Below are 21,605 nucleotides of genomic sequence, written 5' to 3' on the forward strand. Positions count from 1 at the left end.
CCGTTCGGGCTTGCCTGGCACCATCGAACGCGTCCGTTCGAAGGTGCGGCGGTATCAGACTGTCCGGAGCGGATTCAGGCCTTCGCGCCCGATCCGGCACGGATGCATTCATATCGACATTCGAAAGGAGAGCGCGCTTCCCCTCTCCCGTGTGGGAGAGGGGCCAGGGGATCGAAGATCCCACGTGAGGGTGCGACGGTCCTGAGCCATGCTCCGGCCGGTCCGCTGCCAGCACCACGCTCTCGGCACTGCACGGAAGCGTCCCACCCTCACCCCTACCCCTCTCCCGCACGGGAGAGGGGATCCCGCATCGTCCTCATGACTGTATTTTGTTGGAATAAAATCAATCAGTAGTAGCCGTGGCCTCGGTGATGATGCCGGCCGTGATGATGGCCCCAGTGCCCGTGGTGGTGGCGGTGATGGCCCCAGCCCCCGTGGTGATGATGGTGGCGGCCCCAGCCGCCATGATGGTGGTGATGGCGGTGGCCCCAGCCGTGATGGTGGCCGTACTGCACCTGGACCACCTCGGCCGCGGGCGCCGGGGCTGCGCCGGGCGCGAAGGGCGCCGCCTCGGCCGCCCCGGCCGTGAGGAGACCGCCCGCCACCAGAGCGGCCGCCGCCAGGAGCCGCTTGCCGGCCGCCATCGGATTTCGCATCGTCAGCATGTTCGCCTCCGGTTCCTCTCGCCGCATTCTCGTGCGGCCATGGAGACGAGAGTGATGCCGGGGGGCTGAACGCGGGCTGAGACGCGAGGTCGGCTTCCGTTCAGGTGACGACACTCACGACGGGCGGAGATCGCGATCGGGCCGCCGCGCGGCGTCGCGTCCGCTTGCGCCGGGCGCCTCGGCCCATCACAGTAAGGGGTCGTTTGGCTCCCGTAGGGTTGATGAACACGCGCGATCTCCCACCCCTGCCCGGCGGCTCCGGACAGGCCCGTGCCATTGCCGAGCTCAACGAGCGCTCGCGGGAAATCTTTCGCCAGATCGTCGAGAGCTATCTCGCCACCGGGGAACCGGTAGGATCGCGCAACCTCGCCCGCATCCTGCCGATGGCGCTCTCGCCGGCCTCGATCCGCAACGTGATGTCGGACCTGGAGCAGGCCGGGCTGATCTACGCCCCCCATACCAGCGCCGGCCGGCTGCCGACGGAGCACGGCCTGCGCTTCTTCGTCGACGCGCTGCTCGAGCTCGGCGATGTCGGCCAGGAGGAGAAGGGCCGGATCGAGGCGCAGATGCGCGCCGCCGCCTCGCGTCACACCTTCGAGAGCGCCCTGACCGAGGCCTCGGTGCTGCTCTCCGGTATCTCCCGCGGCGCCGGCGTCGTCGTGACCGCCAAGCAGAACCCTCGCTTGCGCCACATCGAGTTCGTGCGCCTCGATCCCGGCCGTGCCCTGGTGGTGCTGGTCTCCGACGACGGCTCGGTGGAGAACCGCCTGCTCGACCTGCCGCACGGCCTGCCGGCGGGCGCGCTGCAGGAGGCCTCGAACTTCCTCAATGCCCGCATCCGCGGCCGGACGCTCGGCGAACTGCGCGGCGAGATCGAGGCCGCCCGGGCGGCGATGAAGCAGGAGCTCGACGAGATCACCGAGCGCCTGGTCGATGCCGGCCTCGCCCGCTCCGTCGGCCCGAGCGAGGAACGCCAGCTGATCGTGCGCGGCCAGGCCAACCTCCTCGACGACCTGCGGGCGGCCGAGGACCTGGAGCGCATCCGCCTGCTCTTCAACGACCTGGAGAGCCAGAAGGACGTGATCGATCTCCTCTCCCGCGCCGAGGGCGGCGAGGGGGTGCGGATCTTCATCGGCTCGGAGAACAAGCTGTTCTCGCTCTCCGGCTCATCGATGATCGCCGCGCCGTTCCGCGACGGCAGCCAGACCATCGTGGGCGTCGTCGGGGTGATCGGCCCCACCCGGCTCAACTACGCCCGCATCGTCCCGATGGTCGATTTCACCGCGCGCGTGGTGTCGCGGATGCTGGAGCGCGGGCGAGGCTGAGCGCGGGAGCCGGCGCAACCGGTTTCTGATGTGGGGAACGCGGAAATCCTGCTTGTCCCCCGGATTCACAAGGGGGGCGGGCTCCGGCATGGTCCGGTGATGGTTCGTGATTCCCTCAGGCCTTGAGCGCCCCGTCCCGTCCCCTGCGCAGCCACCAGCGCAGCCTGTTCGAACTCGTGGCCGCGCTCGCCCGCGGCGAGGCCACGGGCATCGCCGACATCCTGGCGGCGGTGACGCCGGGGGGCGGCAAGTCGCTCCTGCCGGTCATCGCCGCCTCGCGGCTGATCGCGGCGGGCCTCGTCGACCGCGTGGTCTGGGTCGTGCCGCGGGATTCCCTGCGCCTCCAGGCCGAGGAGGCCTTCGCCGATCCGGCCTGGCGCTCGGCGTTGGGACATTCCCTCTCGGTGCGGGCCGCCGACAACTCGCCCGATCCGAGCCGAGGCCTGGCCGGCTACGTCACCACCTACCAGGCGGTGGCGGCGGCGCCCGCCCTGCACCTCGCCGAGATGCGCCGCCACCGCACCCTCCTCGTCGTCGACGAGGTGCACCACCTGCCGGCCCTCGCCGACGGCGAGACGGGGAGCGAGGCCGCGGCCTGGAGCAGCGCCCTGCTGCCGCTGTTCCGCGAGGCGCGGCTGCGCCTGCTCCTTTCCGGCACCCTGGAGCGGGCCGACGGTCGGCGCATCCTGTGGCTGCCCTACCGCCAGGAGGGCGGCGCGCCGGTGCCGGACATCGAGGCGCCGGGCTGGGCGGTGATCGGCTATTCCCGCGCCGAGGCGCTGGCCGAGAAGGCGGTGCTTCCGGTCAATTTCGGGGCGCTGGACGGCGAGGCGAGCTGGCTCGAGGGCGGGCGCACCAGCGGCCAGGCCCGGGTCGGCCCGCACCGGCTCTCGGGGCCGGGCCCGAGCGCGACGACGCGGCCGGCCCTGTTCACGGCGCTCCGCACGGGGTTCGCCCGCGACCTCCTGCGCGAGGCGTTCTACGCCACCCGCCGGCTGCGGGCCGAGCGCCGGCGCAAGCGCGGCCTCACCGCAGCGGACGCCGTGCGCGGCCTGGGCAAGCTCCTGGTCGTCGCCCCCGACCAGGCGAGCGCGCAGAGCTACCACGCCATGCTCCAGGCCTGGATGCCGGAGGAGCAGGCGCGCCGCGACGTGCGCATCGCCACCTCCGCCGAGACCGACGCCCACGCGGCCCTCGCCGCCTTCCGGCTCACCCCCGAGCCCGCCGTGCTGGTGACGGTGGCGATGGCCTACGAGGGCCTCGACGCCCCCGAGGTCGCGGTGGTGGCGGCGCTCACCCATATCCGCTCCCGCCCCTGGCTCGAGCAGATGATCGCCCGGGCGACCCGGGTCGACCCCCATGCGGGCGACTATGCCGACCAGCACGCCCTGGTCTTCCATCCCGACGACCCCCTCTTCGCGCAGTTCCGCGCCCGGATCGAGACCGAGCAGGCGACCGCGACGCGCCCGCGCAAGCGCCCGACGGGGGCCGCCTCGCCCGAGCCGCGGCCCCTCGCGCGGGAGACCGACGAGGGCATCGTGCCACTGGAGAGCAATGCGCTGGGCTTGCGCTACGCCATGCTGCGGCCCGGCCCTTCCGTGGCGATGGCCCGCAAGGAAGCCCGGCAAGCGGCCGCCGAGCCGGCGCCGGTCCCGCCCTCGCGGGTCGAGCGCGCCCTGCGCGCCCGCGTCGCCGCCATGGTGACGGCGCAGGCGGTGGAGGACGAGGCCGAGCTGCGCCGGACCGGCGGCGCTCCCCTGCCCCACCGCTACAACGCGGTGCTCAAGCGCCTCTTCAACAACAAGAGCCGCGCCGCGATGACGGTCGAGGAGCTGGAGGCGGCCCTCGCCTGGCTGGAGCGCAACCGGCTGCAGGACCACCTGCACCTGCTCGACGGTGATTCGCGCTACGCCTGGAGCGTGCGGCGGCGCTGGGCCGGGGCGGAACGTCGGCCGGGGCAATGATGTCTGCCTGATGGACCCGCACACCCGGAAGTCGCGGGATCCCCTCCCCTGTGTGGGAGACGGGTGGGGTGAGGGTGGCGACGGTGCCGAATCAAGCACTGAACGTCGAGCTGCCGGCACGATGGTTCTCGCTTTACTACGCAAGCGCGCCACTCTCACCGACAACCCGCCTTCCGCGCGGGCGAGGGAATGCGATCGACTTGAGGCGGGTCGAGGGGATTTTCGCCGCCGACCCGCCATCCTACCCTTGCGAGAGCGCCCCGACGCCCCATCTCGTCGGCTCGTGCCGGAGGGAGCCCCGATGTTCGACGCCAAGCGCCTGCTCGACCAGTTCCTCGGCGGCGCGCCGAGAGGTGGACATTCCGGTGGTTCCTTCGGCGGCCATCCCGGCCAGGCGCCCTACGGACAAGGCCATCACGGTCACGCACCCTCCCCCCTCGAACAGGTCGCCCGTTCCCTCGGTGGCGGAGGCGGCAAGGCGGCGATCCTCGGCGGCCTCGCCTCGCTGGTCCTCGGCGGGCGGCGCGGGGGCGGCGGGTTCGGGCCGGGCTTCGGTGCGCCGGGCATGGGCTCGGGCATGGGCTCGGGCATGGGAATGGGCTCGACCGGTCGGCTCGGTGGCCTCGCCCTCGTCGCGACCCTCGCCTACCAGGCCTATCAGAGCTGGCAGGCGAATCAGGGCCAGTCGAATCGGAGCGGGAACGGGCCTGCGCCCGCCCGCGTCAGCGGCTTCATCCCTTCCGCCGACGAGGCGGCCAGGATGCTCGGCGGCACGCGGTTCGCGCCCGCCTCGCCAGCCGACGAGCAGGACCGGGCTCGCGCGCTCCTGATCGCGATGATCACCGCCGCAAAGGCCGACGGTCACATCGATTCGGACGAGCAACGCCGCATTTTCGGCGAGATGGACCGGCACGCCCTGGACGCCGACGACAAGGCCTTCCTGATGGACGCATTGCGCGCGCCCGTCGACGTCGAAGCGGTGGCGCGCCTCGCCCGCAACCCGGAGCAGGCGAGCGAGATCTACGCCGCCTCCCTGATGGCGATCAGCGTCGACACGCCGCAGGAGCGGGCCTATCTCGACCATCTCGCCCGGCGGCTCGGGCTCGATCCGGGCTTCGCGCGCCACATCGAAGCCACGCTCGCCGCCGCTTCATCGCAAAGGTGAACACTTCGTTACGACCGTTAACCATTCGCTAACCATCAGGCGCGCCTGATGGGCTGGTAACGAGTCGTAAAGACGTGACCAGCCAGACCCAAACCCGCCCGCCGATCCGCTTCCGTGGCCGCTCGTTCCTGGCGGTCGTGTTAGCTCCCGAGGCGCCGATCGAGGATTGGCTCGCCGACCTCGACGCCCTTGCCAGGCGCTCTCCGGCGTTCTTCGCCGGCCGCGCCGTGATCCTCGACGTGACCGCGCTCGCTCCGAGCCGGGACGCGCTAAAGGACCTGGTGGCTGCCCTCAACGAGCGCGAGATCCCCATCATGGGGATCGAGGGCGCCGCGGCGGGCTCGCTCGGGCCGGGGATGCCGCCGCCCCTCAATGGCGGCCGGCCTTCCGGCGAGGTGGCGATGCCCGGCGAGGCGCCGGCCGCCCCGCAGGTCGAGCGGGTCACGGGCGCGAAATCGCTGATGCTGGAGAGCCCCGTGCGCTCGGGCCAGGCGATCCTCTTCCCCGAGGGCGACGTGACCGTGATGGGCTCGGTGGCGTCGGGCGCCGAGATCATCGCTGGCGGTTCGATCCACATCTACGGGGCCCTGCGCGGTCGCGCCATCGCGGGGGCCGCCGGCTCGCCCGGCGCCCGCATCTTCTGCCGCAAGTTCGAGCCCGAGCTGCTCGCGATCGACGGCCTCTACCGCATCGCCGACGACATCGACCCGACCCTGCGCGGCCGGGCCGTCCAGGTCTGGCTCGACGGCGACGCGATGCGCACCGCCGCCCTCGACTGACACTCGACCTTCGTCTTCGCCGCCCCGGGGGCCCCGCGGCAACGATCCGCGGACGGGGCGAGATCAAAGAAAACACACGCAGCGGCCGCGCCGGCCGCGACTTCAGACATCGATCGGCAAACGATCCGTAAAGGGGGACCAATGGCCAAAGTCATCGTGGTGACGTCCGGCAAGGGAGGGGTGGGCAAGACCACCACGACGGCGGCCTTGGGCGCGGCCCTGGCTCGGACCGGACAGAAGGTCTGCGTGGTCGATTTCGACGTGGGCCTGCGCAACCTCGACCTCATCATGGGCGCCGAGCGCCGGGTCGTGTACGACCTCATCAACGTCGTCCAGGGCGACGCCAAGCTCCCCCAGGCGCTGATCCGCGACAAGCGCCTCGACACCCTCTCGCTGCTCCCCGCCTCGCAGACCCGCGACAAGGACGCGCTCACCGACGAGGGCGTCGCCCGCGTCATCGGCGAATTGCGCGAGAAATTCGACTGGGTGATCTGCGACAGCCCGGCCGGGATCGAGCGCGGCGCGACGCTGGCCATGCGCCACGCCGACATCGCCGTGGTGGTGACCAACCCCGAAGTCTCCTCGGTCCGCGATTCGGATCGTATCATCGGGCTCCTCGATTCCAAGACCGAGCGGGCCGAGAAAGGCGAGCGGCTGGAGAAGCACCTGATCCTGACCCGCTACGACCCCGGCCGGGCCGAGCGCGGCGAGATGCTGAAGATCGACGACGTGCTGGAGATCCTGTCGATCCCGCTCCTCGCCGTGATCCCGGAGAGCGAGGAGGTGCTGAAGGCCTCGAACCTCGGCAGCCCCGTCACGCTGAACGCGCCCCAGAGCGCACCCGCCCGCGCTTATGCCGACGCGGTCAGGCGCCTGAAGGGCGAGACCGTGGCGATGACCGTACCGAGCGAGAAGCGCTCGCTGCTCGGCAAGCTGTTCCCCCGGAGGGCGGCATGAACCTGCTGAACTTCCTGTCGCGGCGCGGGACGGCGCCGGTCGCGCGCGAGCGGCTCCAGATCCTGCTGGCGCATGAGCGCACCGCGTTCGGCCGCTCGGATCTGGTGGCGATCCTGCGCGAGGAGATCCTGGCGGTGATCGCCAAGCACGTCGCCATCGACCAGGAGAAGGTGAAGGTGACGATGGAGCGGGGCGAGGCCGTCTCGACCCTCGGCGTCGACATCGAGCTCCCCGACAACAAGGTCGCCCGGCTCGCCAGCGCGTGACCGCCTTCGCCTGCGGTCGCCGCGAGCGCCGGAGCGCGATATAGGCCGGGCAGGCATCGGGATCCCCGTGCCTGCCCGGAAGAGGTCGAGGTCATGCCGGACGCGCCCACCATCTACGCCAACACCCTGATGGCCTTGAGCCTGCGCCGGCCGGGCATCCTCCAGGTGACCCTCGGCACTGCCGGATTCAGCGGCGACGACGTCGAGGTCGCGGTCAAGCTCGCCGTGCCGGAGGACACCGCCGTCGAGCTGGTCGAGGCCCTGGTCGAGGGGTTGCAGGCCGCCGCCGAGGAGGACGAGGACGACGAGGCCCCGGAGCCCTACGAGGCCTCGGTCGGCGACGTCGCGACCGCGGGGCTTCTCGCCACCACCCTCGCCACCGCCATGGGCGACGCCCTCGACCTCCTGGCCACGCGTCCCGACTTCCTCGAGCGCCTGACCGAGATCGAGGAGCGTGCCGTGCTGACCACGCGCAACTCCGTCTCCGAGGGCGTGTCGGTCGACGACGAGGCCAAGGCGGTGCGCGACACCGTCGCGGTGCTCCAGAGCCTGTTTGCCCAGTGGCGCAAGGACCATGTTCCGCCGGCGCCCCCGGCCCCGCCCGCGCCGCCCGAGGACGGGGAGCCGCAGGTCTGAGGCTTCCGAGTAGGGCGTCCAAGTGCGGCACTCCGACGAGCGCCGCGCTCATCTCTCGCGGGCGCTCCTACGACGCTTGTCCGCCGCCTGCCCGCCAGCCCCGCGCCAGGCCGAGCCGCGCCGCGGCACCGACGGCGCTGCCGGCAACCAGGGCGACCGGCGACCCCGCTTCATGGGCCAGGACCAGGCCGCCCGCCAGGAGTGCCGCGGCGAAGGCGGTCGAACGCAGGCGGTGCCGGCGCCCGTGGGCGACGTGCAGCGCGAGCCAGGCGGAGACGAGCCCGAAGCCGGCACTGCCGAGGGTGTCGAGCCAAGTCACGAACCGGCCCCTCGGGATCACGGCACGGGACGCGCCGCGTAGACGACCCTGTCGCGGTCGGCGGCGCGCCAGGCCCAGTTGACCGTCTTCGCCCGTTCGCCGACGCCGCCGAGCCGTCCCCAATACGCCGTCGGGTAGAGCCCGCGGGCCAGCGGTCCCGCCACGACCACGACGACGTGCCCGTGCGCCGAGGGCTCCTGCTGGTCGCTCCCCTTGAGGCCGCCGACGACGAACAGGCCCTGGTCCGCCGCGACCTTCGCGGCGCGGCCGTCGGCGAGCGCCTGCCAACCCGCGCCGGCGATCCGGTCGACGATCGCGTCGGCGTTGCCCTCGAGAGTGATGCCGAGATCGGCCGCGACGTCGCGCACGAAGGCGCTGCAATCGCCCTTCGTGGTCGGCCACGCGTCCTCGCAGGCCCGGATGATCCGGTCGGCGTTGGCATCGACGGCCTGGAAGGCCTGGACGGACAGGGCGCTCGCCGTCGCCGACGGAAGCCCCGGCGGGAGGGCCGTCGGAATCGAGAAGCCCGATGCGGGTGGCGGCGCATCGCCCGGGATGTAGATCGGCTCGGTGGGGCGCGTCCGGCGCCCGTCCAGGAACCAGTCGCTGTCGAAGTTCTTGCTGCGGCGCACCAGGGCGATCAGGACCAGGAAGTAGCCGAAGAACCCGAGCGCCAGTCCCAGGCCGTAGGCGCCGAAGAGCTTCGGATCCTTGAACAGGACGGTGACGACCCCGCCGCCGATCACGCCGACCACCGTCGTCAGGTCGCCGAGCTGCACGTCGCTGCGGCGATACCGGTTGATATAGTAGACGTACCAGCCGACGAGAGCGCCGAAACACGTCGCCCCGACATACGCGATCATCCCCGTCCTCCGCGTCGCCCGCCGAGCGCCCCCTGCACCGGCGCGGATGGGCGTCGCGCCGGTGCATCACCGATTTTCTCACTTGCAATGCATCTCAGTCGATGCCGCGCGTCATCCGCGTGGATACCGATATTCGTCGATGAGACCGGTAAGGATGGCTGTCCGATCCTCCGTGTCCCGCAATCAAGGTATGGGCATGCAGTTGACTTGACTGCGGGTCCGGCGTCTAATGCACGGAAAGACGGATCTCGTCAACTAATCAATGAATCAGAGGGAGCGCCATGGCCTGGTATCCTCTCGCCATCCAGACGACTTTCCCCGGGATCGGCGGTTATCGCAGCGGGCCATACAAGATCATCCATCACACGACCGAAGGAAGTTCGGCGGCCGGAGCGATCGCGACCTACAAGACAACCGGCAGTTACCCGCATTTCACCGTCGACGAGGACGTCGTCTATCAGCACGTCGATACCGAGACCGCGGTCACCGCCCTGGCCCATCCGGCGGGGACGCCCGAGACCAACCGAAGCCATGCGATCCAGATCGAGCTCGTCGGCTTCGCCGGCCGCGCCAAGTCGCCGACTTCGCTCGCGACCCTGGCGGCGCTCTGCCGCTGGCTGGAGCAGCAGCACGGCATTCCGGCCGAATGGCCGAGCGGCTTTCCCCGGCCGGCGGTCAACGGCCGCGATCCCGGAGGCCACAACCGCGATGTCGGGAACTGGACCACCCGGGGCGGCCATTACGGCCACAGCCAGGTGCCCCACAACAGCCACTGGGATCCGGCCTACACGGCGGAGGAGGTCGCGATCGTGATGGGCCAGGCCGACGAGGGCGCAGCGGCCGTCGCGGCGGCGCTTTCCGAGGGCGAGCCGGCGGCGCTGCCGGCCATGGCCGAGTTCAGCGGGCCGTCGACCGAGGCGGCGCCGGCGACGACCGGGTACGTCAGGGCCCTCGTCGCCGTCGCGACCGCCGAGTACGCCGCCTATCACGGGATCATCGAGACGGACGAGCCCCTGCGCTCGCGGATCGACGCGTATTGCCGCGCGATCGGCATCGCGCCACCGGGCGACGTCACCGCGTTCCCGTGGTCCGCCACCTTCATCTCCTGGTGCATCAAGACGGCCGGGGCGTCCCGGAGCGAGTTCGCCTTCTCGGCGTCCCACGCGGTCTTCGTGAAGGCGGCGATCGCGAATGCCGATGCGAGGCGGGGCGTGTTCCGCGCCCGGCCGATCGACGAGTACGCCCCGCGGATCGGCGACCTGATCCACCGTAACCGCTCCCGCGGCACCGTCACCTACGCGGAGGCGCGCGACCGCTCCGACTACCCGTCGCACAGCGCAATCGTCGTCGAGATCGGCGAGGACCGGATCGGCCGCTACGCGACGACCATCGGCGGCAACGAGAGCGACTCGATCCGGCGGACCCGGGTGGCTCTGCGGGCGGACGGCACGGTCGCGCAGACGGAGGCCAACCCGTACATCTGCGTGGTCCAAGACCTCAAGGTCGACGCGGAGGCGGAGCCGCAGGCGCTCGTCGCCGAAGCAGCCGACGTCGGTGATACCCGGCGCCTGGAGATGGCGCAGATCATCGTGAACTACGAGGCGCGGCGGGACAGCCGGGGGCGGCTCGAGGTCTACCACCTGCCGCCCGACGACGGCGGCGGCCGCTACGAGGTCGCCGGGATCAACGAGCGCTTCAACAAGGCGCTCTGCGACGAGCTGGTGGCGCTGGTCGAGAGCGGCCGGCAGGCGGAGGCCGAGCGCCGCGCCGTCGCGTTCATCGCGCAGAACACGGACGTGGCGGCGGGGTGGACGTCGAACGCGGCCATCGAGTTCTACCTGCGCGACTGCGTCTTCAACCGCGGGACGCGCGGCGCCGCCTGGATCCTCCAGAAGGCCGTGGGCGTCGCGACCGATCAATCGGTCGGCCCGGAGACCCGTGCCGCCGTGACCCGCGCCGAGGCCGATCCGCGGCGGCTGCTCGCCGATCTGCGCGCGGCCCGGGAAGCCTATGAGCGCCGGCGTCGCGACGAGACGAGCCGCTTCTGGAGGGGCCTCGTCAACCGGTGGAACAAGGCGCGGGACGATGCCCGCCGGTTCCTGACTGACGGCGGCGGCGGGACGGCACTGTCCGCCGACCTCGTCGCGCCTGGCACTGAGCCGGCCTTCGAGCCACCGCCTCAGGCGGGCAGGATGGAGACCGTCGCCGAGGCAATGGCCCTCGCGGCGGATGCGGGCGCTGCGGCGATGCCGGCGCCGGCCGTCGTCATCGGCCGGAGCGACGTCGGCGACGAGCTCGTGGCGATGCACCGGGAACTTGAGGCGAAGATCTTCGCCCGCTCCCCTGCGGCCGCCTTCGCCCTGGGCGCCGCGACCGAGCCGCCCGAGCCGCATCGGGTTGTCGTCGGCGTCGGCATCGGGTCGGCGCATCGCGACTTCGAGTCGGTCGGCGCGGCCGGCCCGGGCGCCCCGGTCCTCAACGTCTACGTCACCGAGCCCATGGGCATGGACGCCGCCAAGGCGGTGCTCGTCGACCATCTGGGGATGCGCTCCTTGATCTCGGACAGCCAGCCCGTCAACGTGATCAAGTCGGGCCCGATCGAGGCGCACGTCCACACTCACCCGGCGCGGCCCTCGCCCTGCGGCATCTCGGTCGGGCACTTCAACGTGACGGCCGGTACGCAGGGTGCGCTGGTGCGCGGCCGGTCCGGCGCCCGCCAGAACCGCCTCTTCATGCTGAGCAACAACCACGTCCTCGCCAACCGGAACGACTGCCGGGCCGGCGACGCCATCCTGCAGCCCGGCCCCGACGACCTGAAGCCTGATCCGGCCAACCAGGTCGCGGTGCTCGAGCGGTGGGTGCCGCTCGACTATTCGGCAAACGGCGACAACTACGTCGATTGCGCGGTCGCCTGGTGCTGGCCCGATCGGGTGCGCAAGGACTTCATCTATCGGAACGGTGCGGACTGGGCCTATTTCACCGTCGGCAGCCAGCCCGTCGCGCCGCGGGAGGACCTGATCGTCGGCAAGTCCGGCCGGACGACCCAGCTGACCTCCGGCCGCATCATCGACGTGAACGCATCGATCCAGGTGAAGTACGGCGGCGGGCGCGTGGCGAATTTCCGCGACCAGATCTCCATCAAGGGCAACGACGGCAAGGCCTTCAGCCAGCCCGGCGATTCGGGCTCGCTGATCTGGACCTGGGACCAGGGCCGATCGCCGGTCGGACTCTTGTTCGCAGGCGGCACGGAGCTTACCTTCGCGAACAAGATCAGCCACGTCCTCGACGCGCTCGACATCGCTCTGTTCGCCTGAGCACCGGGACGTCGGGGGCGACCAGAAGGGTCGCAGCCATGTCCGGCGACAGTATCTTCGAAGGCGGGCCGGTCCCGTACCGGCCCCGGCAGGCGGTGTCGCCCGAGCGGCGCGAGGCCGAGACCGTGCTCCAGCAGATCCCCGGCGTCCAGGGCGTCGGCGAGGGCCGGGACGGTATCGGCAATCCCGCCTGGATCGCCTACGTGCGCGACACCTACACGGCCCAGCAGCTGCCGGCCCGGATCGGTGACCGGCGCGTGATGGCCGAGACCTCCGGCGAGATCGGTATCCTGCCGGTGCGAGGGGAGCCGGCGTAGCGGGCCGCCCCGATCCCGATCGTGATCCGACGGCAGGCGACGCGACCTCGGGGCCGGAACGGTGTTGACGGGGCTCCACCGCGGAGCGCCCGTCCATGCCAGCCCTCATCACCCTGATCGCCCTCCTCGCCGGCGCACTCAACACCGTCCAGGCGGGGGCGAATGCGGCGCTCGGCAAGGCGCTCGGCCAGCCGGTGCTGGTCGCCCTCACGGTCTCCGCCGCCAATGCGGTGGTCTACCTCGCCGCCGTGCCCTTCGTCGGGCTCGGCTGGCCCGGGGCCTCGCGATTCGCCCAGGTGCCGTGGTGGGCCTGGCTCGGCGGCGCGATGGGCGGTGCCTACGTGCTGGCGATGATCTGTCTCGCTGGGCGGCTCGGCGCCGCGATCTTCACCGGACTTACCGTCACCGCCGGCCTCGTCACTTCGGTGCTGCTCGACCATTACGGCTGGGTCGGCTTCGCCCAGCACCCGGCCGGCTTCGGGCGTCTTCTCGGTTGCGGCCTGATGATCGCCGGTGTCGCGCTGATCTCGATGTCCTGAGCCTCAGCGCCAGCCGCGCAGGTCGCGCGCGTCGCGACCCGGGACCGGCGGCATCTGCGCGGTGAAGGTCGGCGCGCGGCTCATCCCCGGATCGACCGTGTTGACGTCGGCGAGCAACACCGTCGCCACGGAGGCCCCGATCCCGGTGATCACGAAGCCGTAGATCACCGCGCGGGGCGCACCGAAGTGCCGGATGATCAGCGCGACCGAAACCGCGACGGCGAGGAAACCGACGGCACTGTGCCACATGTGAACACTCTCTCCCGGAGCGGGACACTCTTCCCGCGCGCAGGAGGGTGGTTGCGAGCGGCGTGCCGGTCGGGGCGGGTGGTTAACGCAGCGTTATCCGCGAGGGCAAGCCTTGCCGTCGCGCGCCACGACCGCTCTCCGCGCATTGCTCGCGGCCAGGCCGTTCGATCGCGGCGCGTTCCACCGCCGCCTGTTCGGTCTTATGAGAGGCGCTCCCGGTTCTCGATCGTGCCGCACTGTCTTCGACGATCCGGTATCCACTCTGCCGGACAATGCTTTGGGAGCCCCGATGCGCCAGCCCCCCTCACCTCTCCCCCTCGGTATCATCGGCGCCGGCATCATGGGCGAGCGCATGCTCAACGCCGTCCTCGGGCAGGACGAGGCTCCGGTCCGCGTCGTGGCCCTGTGGGACCCGGACCCGGCGGCGCGGGAGCGCATCTCCGCGCGGTTCCCGTCCCTGCCCCTGGTGGCGGATGCCGCCGCGGTCGTGGCGGCGAGCGAGTGCGTCTACATCGCCTCTCCGCCCGCCTCGCATCTCGGCCACGCCCGGGCGGCCTTGGCGGCGGGGCGGAGCGTGTTCTGCGAGAAGCCGCTCGCCGTCGATCTCGCCGAGGCGCGCGACTTCGTGGCGATGGCCGGCGACCGGGGGGCGGTGAACTTCCCGTTCGCCTCCTCCCTCGGGGTCGCCACGCTGGCGCGATGGATCGCCGAGGGCGCGGTCGGCACGCAGCAGCGCCTGACCATCGAGGTTGCCTTCGCACGTTGGCCGCGGGGATGGCAGGCCGACGCCGCGGGCTGGCTCGACGCACCGCAGGAGGGCGGCTTCACCCGCGAGGTGGTGTCGCATTTCCTGTTCCTCAGCCGTCGCCTGCTCGGACCCCTGCGCGGGCTTCGTGCGCAGGCCCGGTTTCCGGAGCCCGGCCGATCCGAGCGGGCGGTCGATGCGGACTTCCGGGCCGGCGCCGTGCCGGTGGTACTGCGCGGCCGGGTCGGCGAGACGACGCTCGACGACCACAACACCTGGACGCTGGAGGGCGAGGCCGGCGCCGTCCGCCTGCGCGATTGGGCGATCGCCGAGCGGCGGGGGCCGGACGGACGCTTCGCGCCCGCGCCCGACGCGCTCCCGAACGAGCGCGCTCGTCCGATCGCCCTGCGGCGCCAGCTCGAGGGCGTTGTGCGGATGACGCGGGGCGAATCCCACGCCCTCGCCACCCTGACGGAGGCCCTGGAGGTGCAGGAGATCGTCGAGGCTATCCTGGCCGGGGGTATGACCGGCCGCTGAAGGGACGGACATCGCGTCACACCCCGCGTGGCCCGCTCGCCTGATCCCTCGCGACTGTCGTTTGACGTGCCGGCGGGCATCGGTTGCGATCCGAACGCCGCCAAGTCGCTGCGATCGCAACGGAATACCTTGTCTCGCCAAGGCCGGGCACGGTCGAGAACAACGGGCTGTCTCGTCCCGAACCGGCGTGACGGGGCACGTCGAATTCGTTCGATCGGCCGGGGTCGGTAGTCCTCCGCAACTGAGTTTCCCGCATGTAACGCGTTATATCCCTGATGCTCGATCGGCTATCGTTCCGAATGTCCTCGGCACGACGATCGCCCTGGGTTGGATGATCTCGGCATGGGACCAGTCCAGCTCGATACGGCGAGCAGTGTACTTCTCGGGACGGGTCAGCCGGCCGCAGAGATCGGGATAGGCGAGATGGAAGCCAGGACGGGACGGATCGCCGGCATCACCGGCCGGAACGCTGCGTTTGTCGCCGGGCGTCGCCCGGCGGCGCGGACGGCCACGCGCAGGCCGTCCCAGTGAGCGTCGGCACTCCGCTGCCGCGTGTCCTCGTCGCCCATAACCGCTACCAGGTCCGCGGCGGCGAGGATGCGGCGGTGGCCCGCGACATCGCCGCGCTGGAACGGGCGGGCTGCGCGGTCGAGGCGGTCTTCCTCGACAACGCGGCAATCGCTTCCGGCCCCGCCCGGCTGCGGGCGGCTGCCGCGGCGACGCACGCGCCGGAGGGAATCGCCCGGGTAATGGTGGCGGCGCGCCGCTTCGCGCCGGACGTGGTCCACATCCACAACTTCTTCCCGCTCCTCTCGCCGGGCATTCACGCGGCGGCGCGGGCGGCCGGCTGCGCCACGGTGCAGACGCTGCACAATTACCGCCTGATCTGCGCCAACGCCTTCCTGATGCGCGAGGGCGCGCCGTGCGAACTCTGCGTCACCGGCTCTCCCTACCGGGCGGTGCGGTTTGCCTGCTACCGCGGCTCCCGGACCGGCTCCCTGGCGGTTGCCCGGATGATCGACCATCACCGCCGGGCCGGGACTTGGCGGCGGGACGTCGATCGGTTCGTGGCGCTCACGCCCTTCGCCCGCGAGCGCTTCGTCGCGGCCGGCTTTCCGGCGGAGAAGATCCGCGTCCGCCCGAACGGGCTGCCCGATCCGGGGCCGCCCGCGGACGGACCGCGGCAAGGCCTCCTCTTCGTCGGGCGTCTGAGCCCCGAGAAGGGTGTGCTCGTTCTCGCCGAGGCCGCCACCCGGGCGGGCCTGCGGGTCACGGTCATCGGCGAGGGGCCGCTCGCCGGCGCCCTCGCCGGCCATCCCGGCCTCGAGCTGACGGGCACGTGTGCCCCGGACGCTGTCCAGGCCGCGATGGCGCGGGCCGCCGCCCTCGTCGTGCCGTCGCTCTGGTACGAGGGCCTGCCGATGGTGGTGGCGGAGGCCTATGCAACGGGCACCCCGGTCGTCGCCTCGCGCATCGGGGCGCTGGCCGGCCTCGTCGCCGACGGCGTCACGGGGCTCCTCGCCGAGCCGGGCGATGCGGCCGACCTCGCCGGCGCCCTCGGGCGCATCGCGGGCGATCCCGCGGCCGCGGCCGCCATGGGGCGGGAGGCCCGCGCCGTCTACGCGCGCGAGTGGCGCGAGGACGTCACCACCCGCGCCCTCCTCGACATCTACCGGGATGCCGTCGCCGCCCGGGCGGCGGAAGCGCCCCTCGCCAGTACGGGAACCTGACCTCAGTGGCACACGATCCTCTCGTCCCTTCCTTCACGATCGGCGGCGTTCCGGTCTCGGCCACCGACATGGCCGGGCTGGCCGAGGCGGTCGGGCGCCGGCTCGCGGCCGGGTCGGCACAGCCCGGCACCTTCGTGGTGTTCCGCGACGCCCATGGCGTGGTGCGGGCTCAGAAGGACCCCGACCTGCGCGCCGCCCATCACGACGCCCTGCTGGTCGTCGCTGACGGCCGCCCCCTGAGCTGGATCGGCCGCTGGCGCGGCCTCACCACGATGCAGCAGGTGCCGGGCATCGAATCGGTCGAGGCCCTGTGCCGGGCCGGTGCCGCTGCGGGCTGGCGCCACTATTTCCTCGGCGGGGGCGATGGGGTCGCGGATCTCCTCGCCACGACGATGCGCGCCCGGGTGCCCGGCCTGCAGGTGGCCGGCGTCGAGACGCCGCCCTTCCGCCCCCTTGATGCCGCCGAGACCGAGGCGATGCGGGAGCGCATCCGCGCCTCGGGGGCGCAGATCGTCTGGGTCGGCCTCGGCACGCCGAAGCAGGAACTGTTCATGGCGGCGCATGCCCCGCACCTGCCGGGCACGATCGCGATGGGGGTCGGCGCCGCCTTCGACGTCGCCACCGGCCGCATCCCGCGGGCACCGCGGATGCTTCAGGTGGCGGGGCTCGAATGGGCCTACCGCCTCGCCCGCGAGCCGCGGCGCCTGTGGCGGCGCTACCTCGACACGATCCCGCGCTTCCTCGCGATCGCGGCGCGGGACGCGATCAGCGCCCGAAAGGCGTCCCGGCCGGCGGCGAGCGCCGCGTCCGGGCGGACGGGATCGTCGGCAGCCTGAGCCCGGTTCCCGCAGCGAGCCCGGCGATCTCCGCCGGGTCGACGGAGGTCCGCGCCAGCTTTTGCAAGTCGGCGCGGGGGCTCGCCGGGCCGCGGTTGCGGGCAAGCGTCTGCTCGGCCGCCTGCCCCCCGTCAGTGAAGCGGGGCGGGTCGCTCAGCACCAGCAGGTTGTCGGTGATGACGTTGCCGGTCGCGACCGCCGGGCGGTCGTAGAGCAGGCCGGGGAGCCGGGGGTAGCGCGCCCGCCAGACCGGGGATTCCACCGGCATCGCCGTATAGGCGGCGCGCAGCTCCGATTGCGGGTCATCGATCGCGTCCCGGGCCCAGGTCTGCCCTCGGGAATCGACGTGGACCGCCGGGCTCGACGCCACGAAGACGTTGCCCTCCACCCGGTTGTCGCGCCCGCCGCCGAGGAAGACCGGCTGGTCGACCCGCAGGAAGAGGTTGCCGGTGACGGTGAACCCGCTCGCCATGTCGTCGAGGTAGACGCCTTTCACCTCGGTGTCGGTGCCGCCCCGGATGTCGCGCAGGACGTTGCCGGCGATCACGCTGCCTCGCGCGGTCCAGTCGCGGCCGGCATAGATCGCGCCGGTATCGGTGGCGCCAGCGAGCAGGTTCGCGATCTCGTTGGCCGTGACCCGGTGGTCGTTGCCGCGGATATGGACCGCGTAGGCCGGCGAATCGTGGATGACGTTGCCGGAGACCTCGGCGCCGACGCCGTCGAGGGCGACGGCCGGATGCTGGGTCGGCTCCCGGCGGGCATAAGCAGTCAGGCGGCTGTCGCGCAGGAACAGGCCGCCGGGGGTGAGCGTGCGGCGGTCGCCCCCCGACAGGATCACCGCCTCGGCCCCGGTCCCGGCGATGTCGCAGCGTTGGAGCCCGCCGTCTCGCGCGCCGGTGAACACCGCCCCGCGCCCGCCGGAGAGGGAGAGCACGCTGTCGGCGATCACCACGTCGCGCCCACCGCGCACGCTCACGAGGTCGCCCCGGGCCATGGCGAGGCGCAGGGACTCGATCCGCAGATGGGAGGCGCCCTCGACAGCCAGCAGCATCTCGGCGACCGATACCTCGATCGCGTCGCCGCCCCGCGGCCAGGCGAGCAGGATCCCGCTCTTCGCGTCGCGCCACCAGCTGCCGGGCCGGTCGAGGCCGGCGAGCAGGTGGACGAGGCGGACCGGCGCGCCCGGGCGGATGCCCTCGTAGGGCGTGCGGTCGAGGGTGAGGCGCGTTCCGTTCCCCTTCTGCGCGGCGCGTACCACCGGCAGCGCCTCGAACAGCCAGCCCCAGCGCCAATATCCCTCGGCCCACAGGTCGGGCTCGTCGCGCAAGGCGTTCATCGGGAGGTTCGCCAGGGTGAAGGCTGGCCCGTCGCCATCATCCGCCTTGGCGAAGCCCTCGGCCGGCCAGCGCGCCGGATGCATCGCGCCCTCGCCGTCGAAGACCTCGAAGGCGGGGGGCGATGGCGGGCCGTTGAGGACGATCGGCGCCTGGATCCGCCCCGCGCCGCGCAAGGCCGGAGGCAACCGGTAGGCCTGCACCTGGCCTCGCGCCGCCGCCGGCAGACGGGCGGCCAGCGCCGGATCGAGCGGGACCGGCGCGAGGCGCAAGGTGCCGACGAGGCGCGCCGATCCGTCGGCGGGACCACGGATCACCAGCGGCGCCCCGGCGCTGCCGCTGTCCTGAGGCCCGAGCCGCACCGCACCGGCGAGGCGATGCGTGCCGGGCGAGAGCGCGACGGTGATCGCCGCGCGAGGGTCGCGAGCGCGGCGGCGGCGGGCTTCGTTGACGGCCTCGGCGAGGGTGGCGACCCCACCGGGCTCGGGCCGCGCGCCCTCGGCCGCAACCGGGATCTCGATCGGGGCCGCGACGGCCGGGAAGCCGGCGAGGAGGGCGGCGAGGAGGAGCAGGGTCCGCATGGGGGGTCTCTCGGAGCCGGTCTGGTTCGGATCCGCGAGAGACGGTCCTGTCGCGGCTCGCGCCGCACGGTAGATCACGTCCCCACCCCAGGCGATCTCGGGCAAGCCCGAGATCGCTGCGAGCCGTGGGAGGAGGCATGGGGATCACAGGTCCCGCGCCCCTTCCCACCGTGGAACAAGAGACCGGTCAGCTCGGGTGCGCGAGGGGATGCGCGCGGCCCTTCGCGGATGTCCGCGCTGCCGGCATCCCGTGACCAGGCGCGATGCCACGCCGACCGCGGAGGAATCACATGGCTCGTTTCGGAGCCGCTTCCAGGAACTCCTGGATCTGCTGCTTATAGAACTTGGCGAAGCCCGTCGTGCCGTGGCCGGTGGTCTCGGTGCTGGACGGGATCAGGTACAGGCGTCCGGTCTTGAGGCGCTTCATCTCGCGCTCCATGATCCCTGTTTCGGGCGGGTTGCGCTCGTCGTCCGCAGAGTTGATCGCCAGAACGGGCGCTTCGATCGTCTCGAGGCCGGGTGAGGGATTGTAGCCGCGCGACGAGTCCCACTGATAGATGTAGTCGTTCGCGTCCGCGTTGAACGGTGCCGCGAGGCGAGCATCCACGAGCTTGTCGGCCAGCGCACCCGTCGGCCCCTGCTTTTGCAGGGCCAGCGTGCCGCCGCTGGTGGCCAGAGCGAAGAAGACGTTGGCGACCCGCAACGAGGGCGGCTGGGTCGTGTACTCGCCATTGGCATAGGCAGGGTCGCGCCGGATGGTCTCGATCAGGAGCCTGCGCAACATCCAATTGCGGCTCCCCATCTCGCTCGGCTGCGACGCCATGGGGATGAGGGCGTCCATGAACTCGGGATGCTTCACGCCCAGGATCCAGGTGTGCATGCCTCCCATCGAGTTGCCGATGATGAGACGAACGTGCTTGAGACCGAGATGCTCCTTGAGCAGGCGGTACTGCGCCTCGGCCATGTCGTCGTAGTTGTATCTTGGGAATTTCGTCTTCAACCCATCGGACGGCTTGGACGATTTTCCGTGCCCGATCGCGTCCGGGATGATGATGTAGTACTTCGCGGCGTCGAGCGGCTGGCCAGGGCCGAACAGCTCGCCGGCGAATCCGGGCGTCAGCATGCTGGCTGCCGAACCGGTGGTGCCATGCAGGACGACCACCGGTTCGCCCTTCGGGTCTCCGACCGTGGTGTAGTGCAGGCGCAGCTCCGGCAGGACTTCGCCGGTGTGGAACGTGAAGTCTTTGATCGTCCAGTCGCCCGTCCTGGGCGCCGGGTAGTCTGCGGCGATCGCCGCGAGAGCAATCAACGACAAGGCCGCGCCCGCGGCTGCGGTCCGCAACCGACTCAAGACTCGCATGTGATTTCCTCCGCAGCATCGATTTTTTGTTGGAACGGCCGGGCGAGTATCGCGCCCCCGGCCTCGGTGGGCAACAGGCCGGGTGATCGACCCGGATGCTGGCCCTCCCTTCGGTGTCGGCACTGCGTCAGGAGCCAGCCCCCGCAGGCAGAGCCTGAACCACGCCGCATCGCCCTCGGCAGCCCTTCACACGATCGATTCGATCGGCTTCGGACCTCGGCCCCTGTCGCAGAGCAGGGCTGTCCCAGGAAATGAAAGGGCGCAGGATCCCCTCTCCCGCGCGGCAAGCGTCGGCACCGACCGGAGAGGGGGCGCGCCTTCTGCTGAGAAACCAGCGCAAAGCAGCGCAAGGTCGGACCGGCACGTCACGGCCCAAAAAGAAAAGCCGCCCTCTCGGGCGGCTTTCCCATCGTCTCGGTTCCCGCGTCGCGCGATCAGCGCGAGTAGAACTCGATGACCAGGTTCGGCTCCATCTGCACCGGGTACGGGACCTCGGACAGGGTCGGCACGCGGGTCATGCGCGCGGTCATCTTGCCGTGGTCGACCTCGATGTAGTCGGGAACGTCGCGCTCGGCGAGCTGGCTCGCGACGACGACGATCTCGAGCTGCTTGGACGAGTCCTTGATCTCGATCACGTCGTCCGGCTTCACCAGGTAGCTCGGGATGTTGACGCGCACGCCGTTCACCCGGATGTGGCCGTGGTTCACGAACTGGCGGGCGGCGAAGGGGGTCGCCACGAACTTCGAGCGGTAGACCACCGCGTCGAGGCGGCGCTCGAGCAGGCCGACCAGGTTCTCGCCCGAGTCACCGCGCAGGCGGATCGCCTCGGCGTAGTAGCGGCGGAACTGCTTCTCGGTGATGTTGCCGTAGTAGCCCTTGAGCTTCTGCTTGGCGCGCAGCTGCGTGCCGAAGTCGGACATCTTGCCCTTGCGGCGCTGGCCGTGCTGGCCCGGGCCGTACTCACGGCGGTTCACGGGGCTCTTCGGGCGGCCCCAGATGTTCTGGCCCATGCGGCGATCGAGCTTGTGCTTCGCCTGAACGCGTTTCGACATCGCGTGTCCTCTGAGAACTTATCGCATCACGTATGAGAGGAACGCGCCCTCCTCCCCCCGAATCCGGGGCGA

Annotated in this window: 20 protein-coding genes; 13 read left to right on the forward strand and 7 right to left on the reverse strand. The window is 71.5% G+C overall.

All coding sequences use genetic code 11. From position 1 onward, the window contains the following. Positions 1-347: 347 nt before the first annotated feature. Positions 348-665 (reverse strand): hypothetical protein, encoded by a 318-nt coding sequence (locus MFF64_RS23370; RefSeq protein WP_238192564.1) that lies wholly within the window; start codon positions 663-665, stop codon positions 348-350. Positions 666-886: 221 nt separating this feature from the next. Between MFF64_RS23370 and hrcA the strand changes: the two genes are divergently transcribed. The 7 genes from hrcA to MFF64_RS23405 all read left to right on the forward strand — a co-directional run bounded on the left by hrcA (position 887) and on the right by MFF64_RS23405 (position 7,757). Then, on the forward strand, positions 887-1,990 hold the full coding sequence (gene hrcA, locus MFF64_RS23375) for a heat-inducible transcriptional repressor HrcA (RefSeq protein ID WP_099908252.1): 1,104 nt from the start codon (positions 887-889) through the stop codon (positions 1,988-1,990). 122 nt (positions 1,991-2,112) lie between these two features. Continuing rightward, a complete protein-coding gene (locus MFF64_RS23380) occupies positions 2,113-3,954 on the forward strand; it encodes a DEAD/DEAH box helicase (RefSeq protein WP_238192565.1) in 1,842 nt (613 codons plus the stop codon). A gap of 301 nt (positions 3,955-4,255) precedes the next feature. Beyond that, positions 4,256-5,119: a tellurite resistance TerB family protein gene (locus MFF64_RS23385; RefSeq protein WP_099902264.1), complete on the forward strand. Its 864-nt coding sequence runs from the start codon at positions 4,256-4,258 to the stop codon at positions 5,117-5,119. A 74-nt stretch (positions 5,120-5,193) separates the two neighbouring features. Then, the gene (gene minC, locus MFF64_RS23390) at positions 5,194-5,898 is read left to right on the forward strand and encodes a septum site-determining protein MinC (protein ID WP_238192566.1); all 705 of its coding nucleotides are present in this window, start codon (positions 5,194-5,196) and stop codon (positions 5,896-5,898) included. Between the two features lie 141 nt (positions 5,899-6,039). Beyond that, complete coding sequence (gene minD, locus MFF64_RS23395) at positions 6,040-6,855, forward strand: septum site-determining protein MinD (RefSeq protein WP_238192567.1); 816 nt, start codon at positions 6,040-6,042, stop codon at positions 6,853-6,855. Next, positions 6,852-7,121 (forward strand): cell division topological specificity factor MinE, encoded by a 270-nt coding sequence (minE, locus tag MFF64_RS23400; RefSeq protein ID WP_238192568.1) that lies wholly within the window; start codon positions 6,852-6,854, stop codon positions 7,119-7,121. Before minD ends, minE begins: the two co-directional genes overlap by 4 nt. Before the next feature lie 93 nt (positions 7,122-7,214). Continuing rightward, positions 7,215-7,757 carry a hypothetical protein gene (locus MFF64_RS23405; RefSeq protein ID WP_099900410.1) on the forward strand — a complete coding sequence of 181 codons (543 nt, stop codon included), beginning with the start codon at positions 7,215-7,217 and terminating at the stop codon, positions 7,755-7,757. Positions 7,758-7,824: 67 nt separating this feature from the next. Here MFF64_RS23405 and MFF64_RS23410 read toward each other — a convergent pair whose 3' ends face one another. Further along, positions 7,825-8,076 carry a hypothetical protein gene (locus MFF64_RS23410; RefSeq protein ID WP_099900412.1) on the reverse strand — a complete coding sequence of 84 codons (252 nt, stop codon included), beginning with the start codon at positions 8,074-8,076 and terminating at the stop codon, positions 7,825-7,827. Between the two features lie 17 nt (positions 8,077-8,093). Beyond that, positions 8,094-8,939, reverse strand: a complete 846-nt coding sequence (locus MFF64_RS23415; protein ID WP_238192569.1) for a hypothetical protein — start codon at positions 8,937-8,939, stop codon at positions 8,094-8,096. 281 nt (positions 8,940-9,220) lie between these two features. Between MFF64_RS23415 and MFF64_RS23420 the strand changes: the two genes are divergently transcribed. From MFF64_RS23420 to MFF64_RS23430, 3 genes are all read left to right on the forward strand, one after another. Next, positions 9,221-12,253, forward strand: coding sequence for a DUF2272 domain-containing protein (locus MFF64_RS23420; protein WP_238192570.1), 3,033 nt, complete (start codon positions 9,221-9,223; stop codon positions 12,251-12,253). Positions 12,254-12,291: 38 nt separating this feature from the next. Continuing rightward, the gene (locus tag MFF64_RS23425) at positions 12,292-12,570 is read left to right on the forward strand and encodes a hypothetical protein (protein WP_099899997.1); all 279 of its coding nucleotides are present in this window, start codon (positions 12,292-12,294) and stop codon (positions 12,568-12,570) included. Positions 12,571-12,665: 95 nt separating this feature from the next. Further along, entirely contained in the window at positions 12,666-13,109 is a 444-nt protein-coding gene (locus tag MFF64_RS23430; protein WP_099899999.1) for a DMT family transporter, read from the forward strand. A 3-nt stretch (positions 13,110-13,112) separates the two neighbouring features. Here the strand turns inward: MFF64_RS23430 and MFF64_RS23435 are convergent, their stop codons facing one another. Continuing rightward, entirely contained in the window at positions 13,113-13,358 is a 246-nt protein-coding gene (locus tag MFF64_RS23435; RefSeq protein ID WP_099900001.1) for a hypothetical protein, read from the reverse strand. 289 nt (positions 13,359-13,647) lie between these two features. On the opposite strand from MFF64_RS23435, the gene MFF64_RS23440 reads away from it, so the two are divergent. The 3 genes from MFF64_RS23440 (at position 13,648) to MFF64_RS23450 (ending at position 17,206) form a co-directional block, all read left to right on the forward strand. After that, positions 13,648-14,640: a Gfo/Idh/MocA family protein gene (locus MFF64_RS23440; protein WP_238192571.1), complete on the forward strand. Its 993-nt coding sequence runs from the start codon at positions 13,648-13,650 to the stop codon at positions 14,638-14,640. A gap of 527 nt (positions 14,641-15,167) precedes the next feature. After that, a complete protein-coding gene (locus tag MFF64_RS23445; protein ID WP_238192572.1) occupies positions 15,168-16,370 on the forward strand; it encodes a glycosyltransferase in 1,203 nt (400 codons plus the stop codon). 5 nt (positions 16,371-16,375) lie between these two features. Next, a complete protein-coding gene (locus MFF64_RS23450; protein ID WP_099900003.1) occupies positions 16,376-17,206 on the forward strand; it encodes a WecB/TagA/CpsF family glycosyltransferase in 831 nt (276 codons plus the stop codon). Here the strand turns inward: MFF64_RS23450 and MFF64_RS23455 are convergent. From MFF64_RS23455 to rpsD, 3 genes are all read right to left on the reverse strand, one after another. Next, positions 17,136-19,121 (reverse strand): right-handed parallel beta-helix repeat-containing protein, encoded by a 1,986-nt coding sequence (locus MFF64_RS23455; protein ID WP_099900005.1) that lies wholly within the window; start codon positions 19,119-19,121, stop codon positions 17,136-17,138. The two genes, MFF64_RS23450 and MFF64_RS23455, sit on opposite strands and share 71 nt — an antisense overlap. 286 nt (positions 19,122-19,407) lie before the next feature. Continuing rightward, entirely contained in the window at positions 19,408-20,481 is a 1,074-nt protein-coding gene (locus MFF64_RS23460) for an alpha/beta fold hydrolase (RefSeq protein WP_238192573.1), read from the reverse strand. A gap of 434 nt (positions 20,482-20,915) precedes the next feature. After that, the gene (gene rpsD / locus MFF64_RS23465; protein ID WP_099900980.1) at positions 20,916-21,533 is read right to left on the reverse strand and encodes a 30S ribosomal protein S4; all 618 of its coding nucleotides are present in this window, start codon (positions 21,531-21,533) and stop codon (positions 20,916-20,918) included. Positions 21,534-21,605: the final 72 nt, after the last annotated feature.

Origin of the sequence: Methylobacterium frigidaeris (assembly GCF_022179185.1) — a bacterium.
In the GTDB taxonomy this organism is placed as follows: Bacteria; Pseudomonadota; Alphaproteobacteria; order Rhizobiales; family Beijerinckiaceae; genus Methylobacterium; species Methylobacterium frigidaeris.

Coding starts and splice junctions, on each gene's coding strand:
- rpsD (WP_099900980.1), bottom strand. CDS start 21,533: ATGTCGAAACGCGTTCAGGCGAAGCACAAGCTCGATCGCCGCATGGGC.
- minE (WP_238192568.1), top strand. CDS start 6,852: ATGAACCTGCTGAACTTCCTGTCGCGGCGCGGGACGGCGCCGGTCGCG.
- MFF64_RS23370 (WP_238192564.1), bottom strand. CDS start 665: ATGCTGACGATGCGAAATCCGATGGCGGCCGGCAAGCGGCTCCTGGCG.
- MFF64_RS23460 (WP_238192573.1), bottom strand. CDS start 20,481: ATGCGAGTCTTGAGTCGGTTGCGGACCGCAGCCGCGGGCGCGGCCTTG.
- MFF64_RS23415 (WP_238192569.1), bottom strand. CDS start 8,939: ATGATCGCGTATGTCGGGGCGACGTGTTTCGGCGCTCTCGTCGGCTGG.
- MFF64_RS23455 (WP_099900005.1), bottom strand. CDS start 19,121: ATGCGGACCCTGCTCCTCCTCGCCGCCCTCCTCGCCGGCTTCCCGGCC.
- MFF64_RS23430 (WP_099899999.1), top strand. CDS start 12,666: ATGCCAGCCCTCATCACCCTGATCGCCCTCCTCGCCGGCGCACTCAAC.
- MFF64_RS23440 (WP_238192571.1), top strand. CDS start 13,648: ATGCGCCAGCCCCCCTCACCTCTCCCCCTCGGTATCATCGGCGCCGGC.
- MFF64_RS23425 (WP_099899997.1), top strand. CDS start 12,292: ATGTCCGGCGACAGTATCTTCGAAGGCGGGCCGGTCCCGTACCGGCCC.
- hrcA (WP_099908252.1), top strand. CDS start 887: ATGAACACGCGCGATCTCCCACCCCTGCCCGGCGGCTCCGGACAGGCC.
- MFF64_RS23420 (WP_238192570.1), top strand. CDS start 9,221: ATGGCCTGGTATCCTCTCGCCATCCAGACGACTTTCCCCGGGATCGGC.
- MFF64_RS23385 (WP_099902264.1), top strand. CDS start 4,256: ATGTTCGACGCCAAGCGCCTGCTCGACCAGTTCCTCGGCGGCGCGCCG.
- minD (WP_238192567.1), top strand. CDS start 6,040: ATGGCCAAAGTCATCGTGGTGACGTCCGGCAAGGGAGGGGTGGGCAAG.
- MFF64_RS23435 (WP_099900001.1), bottom strand. CDS start 13,358: ATGTGGCACAGTGCCGTCGGTTTCCTCGCCGTCGCGGTTTCGGTCGCG.
- MFF64_RS23405 (WP_099900410.1), top strand. CDS start 7,215: ATGCCGGACGCGCCCACCATCTACGCCAACACCCTGATGGCCTTGAGC.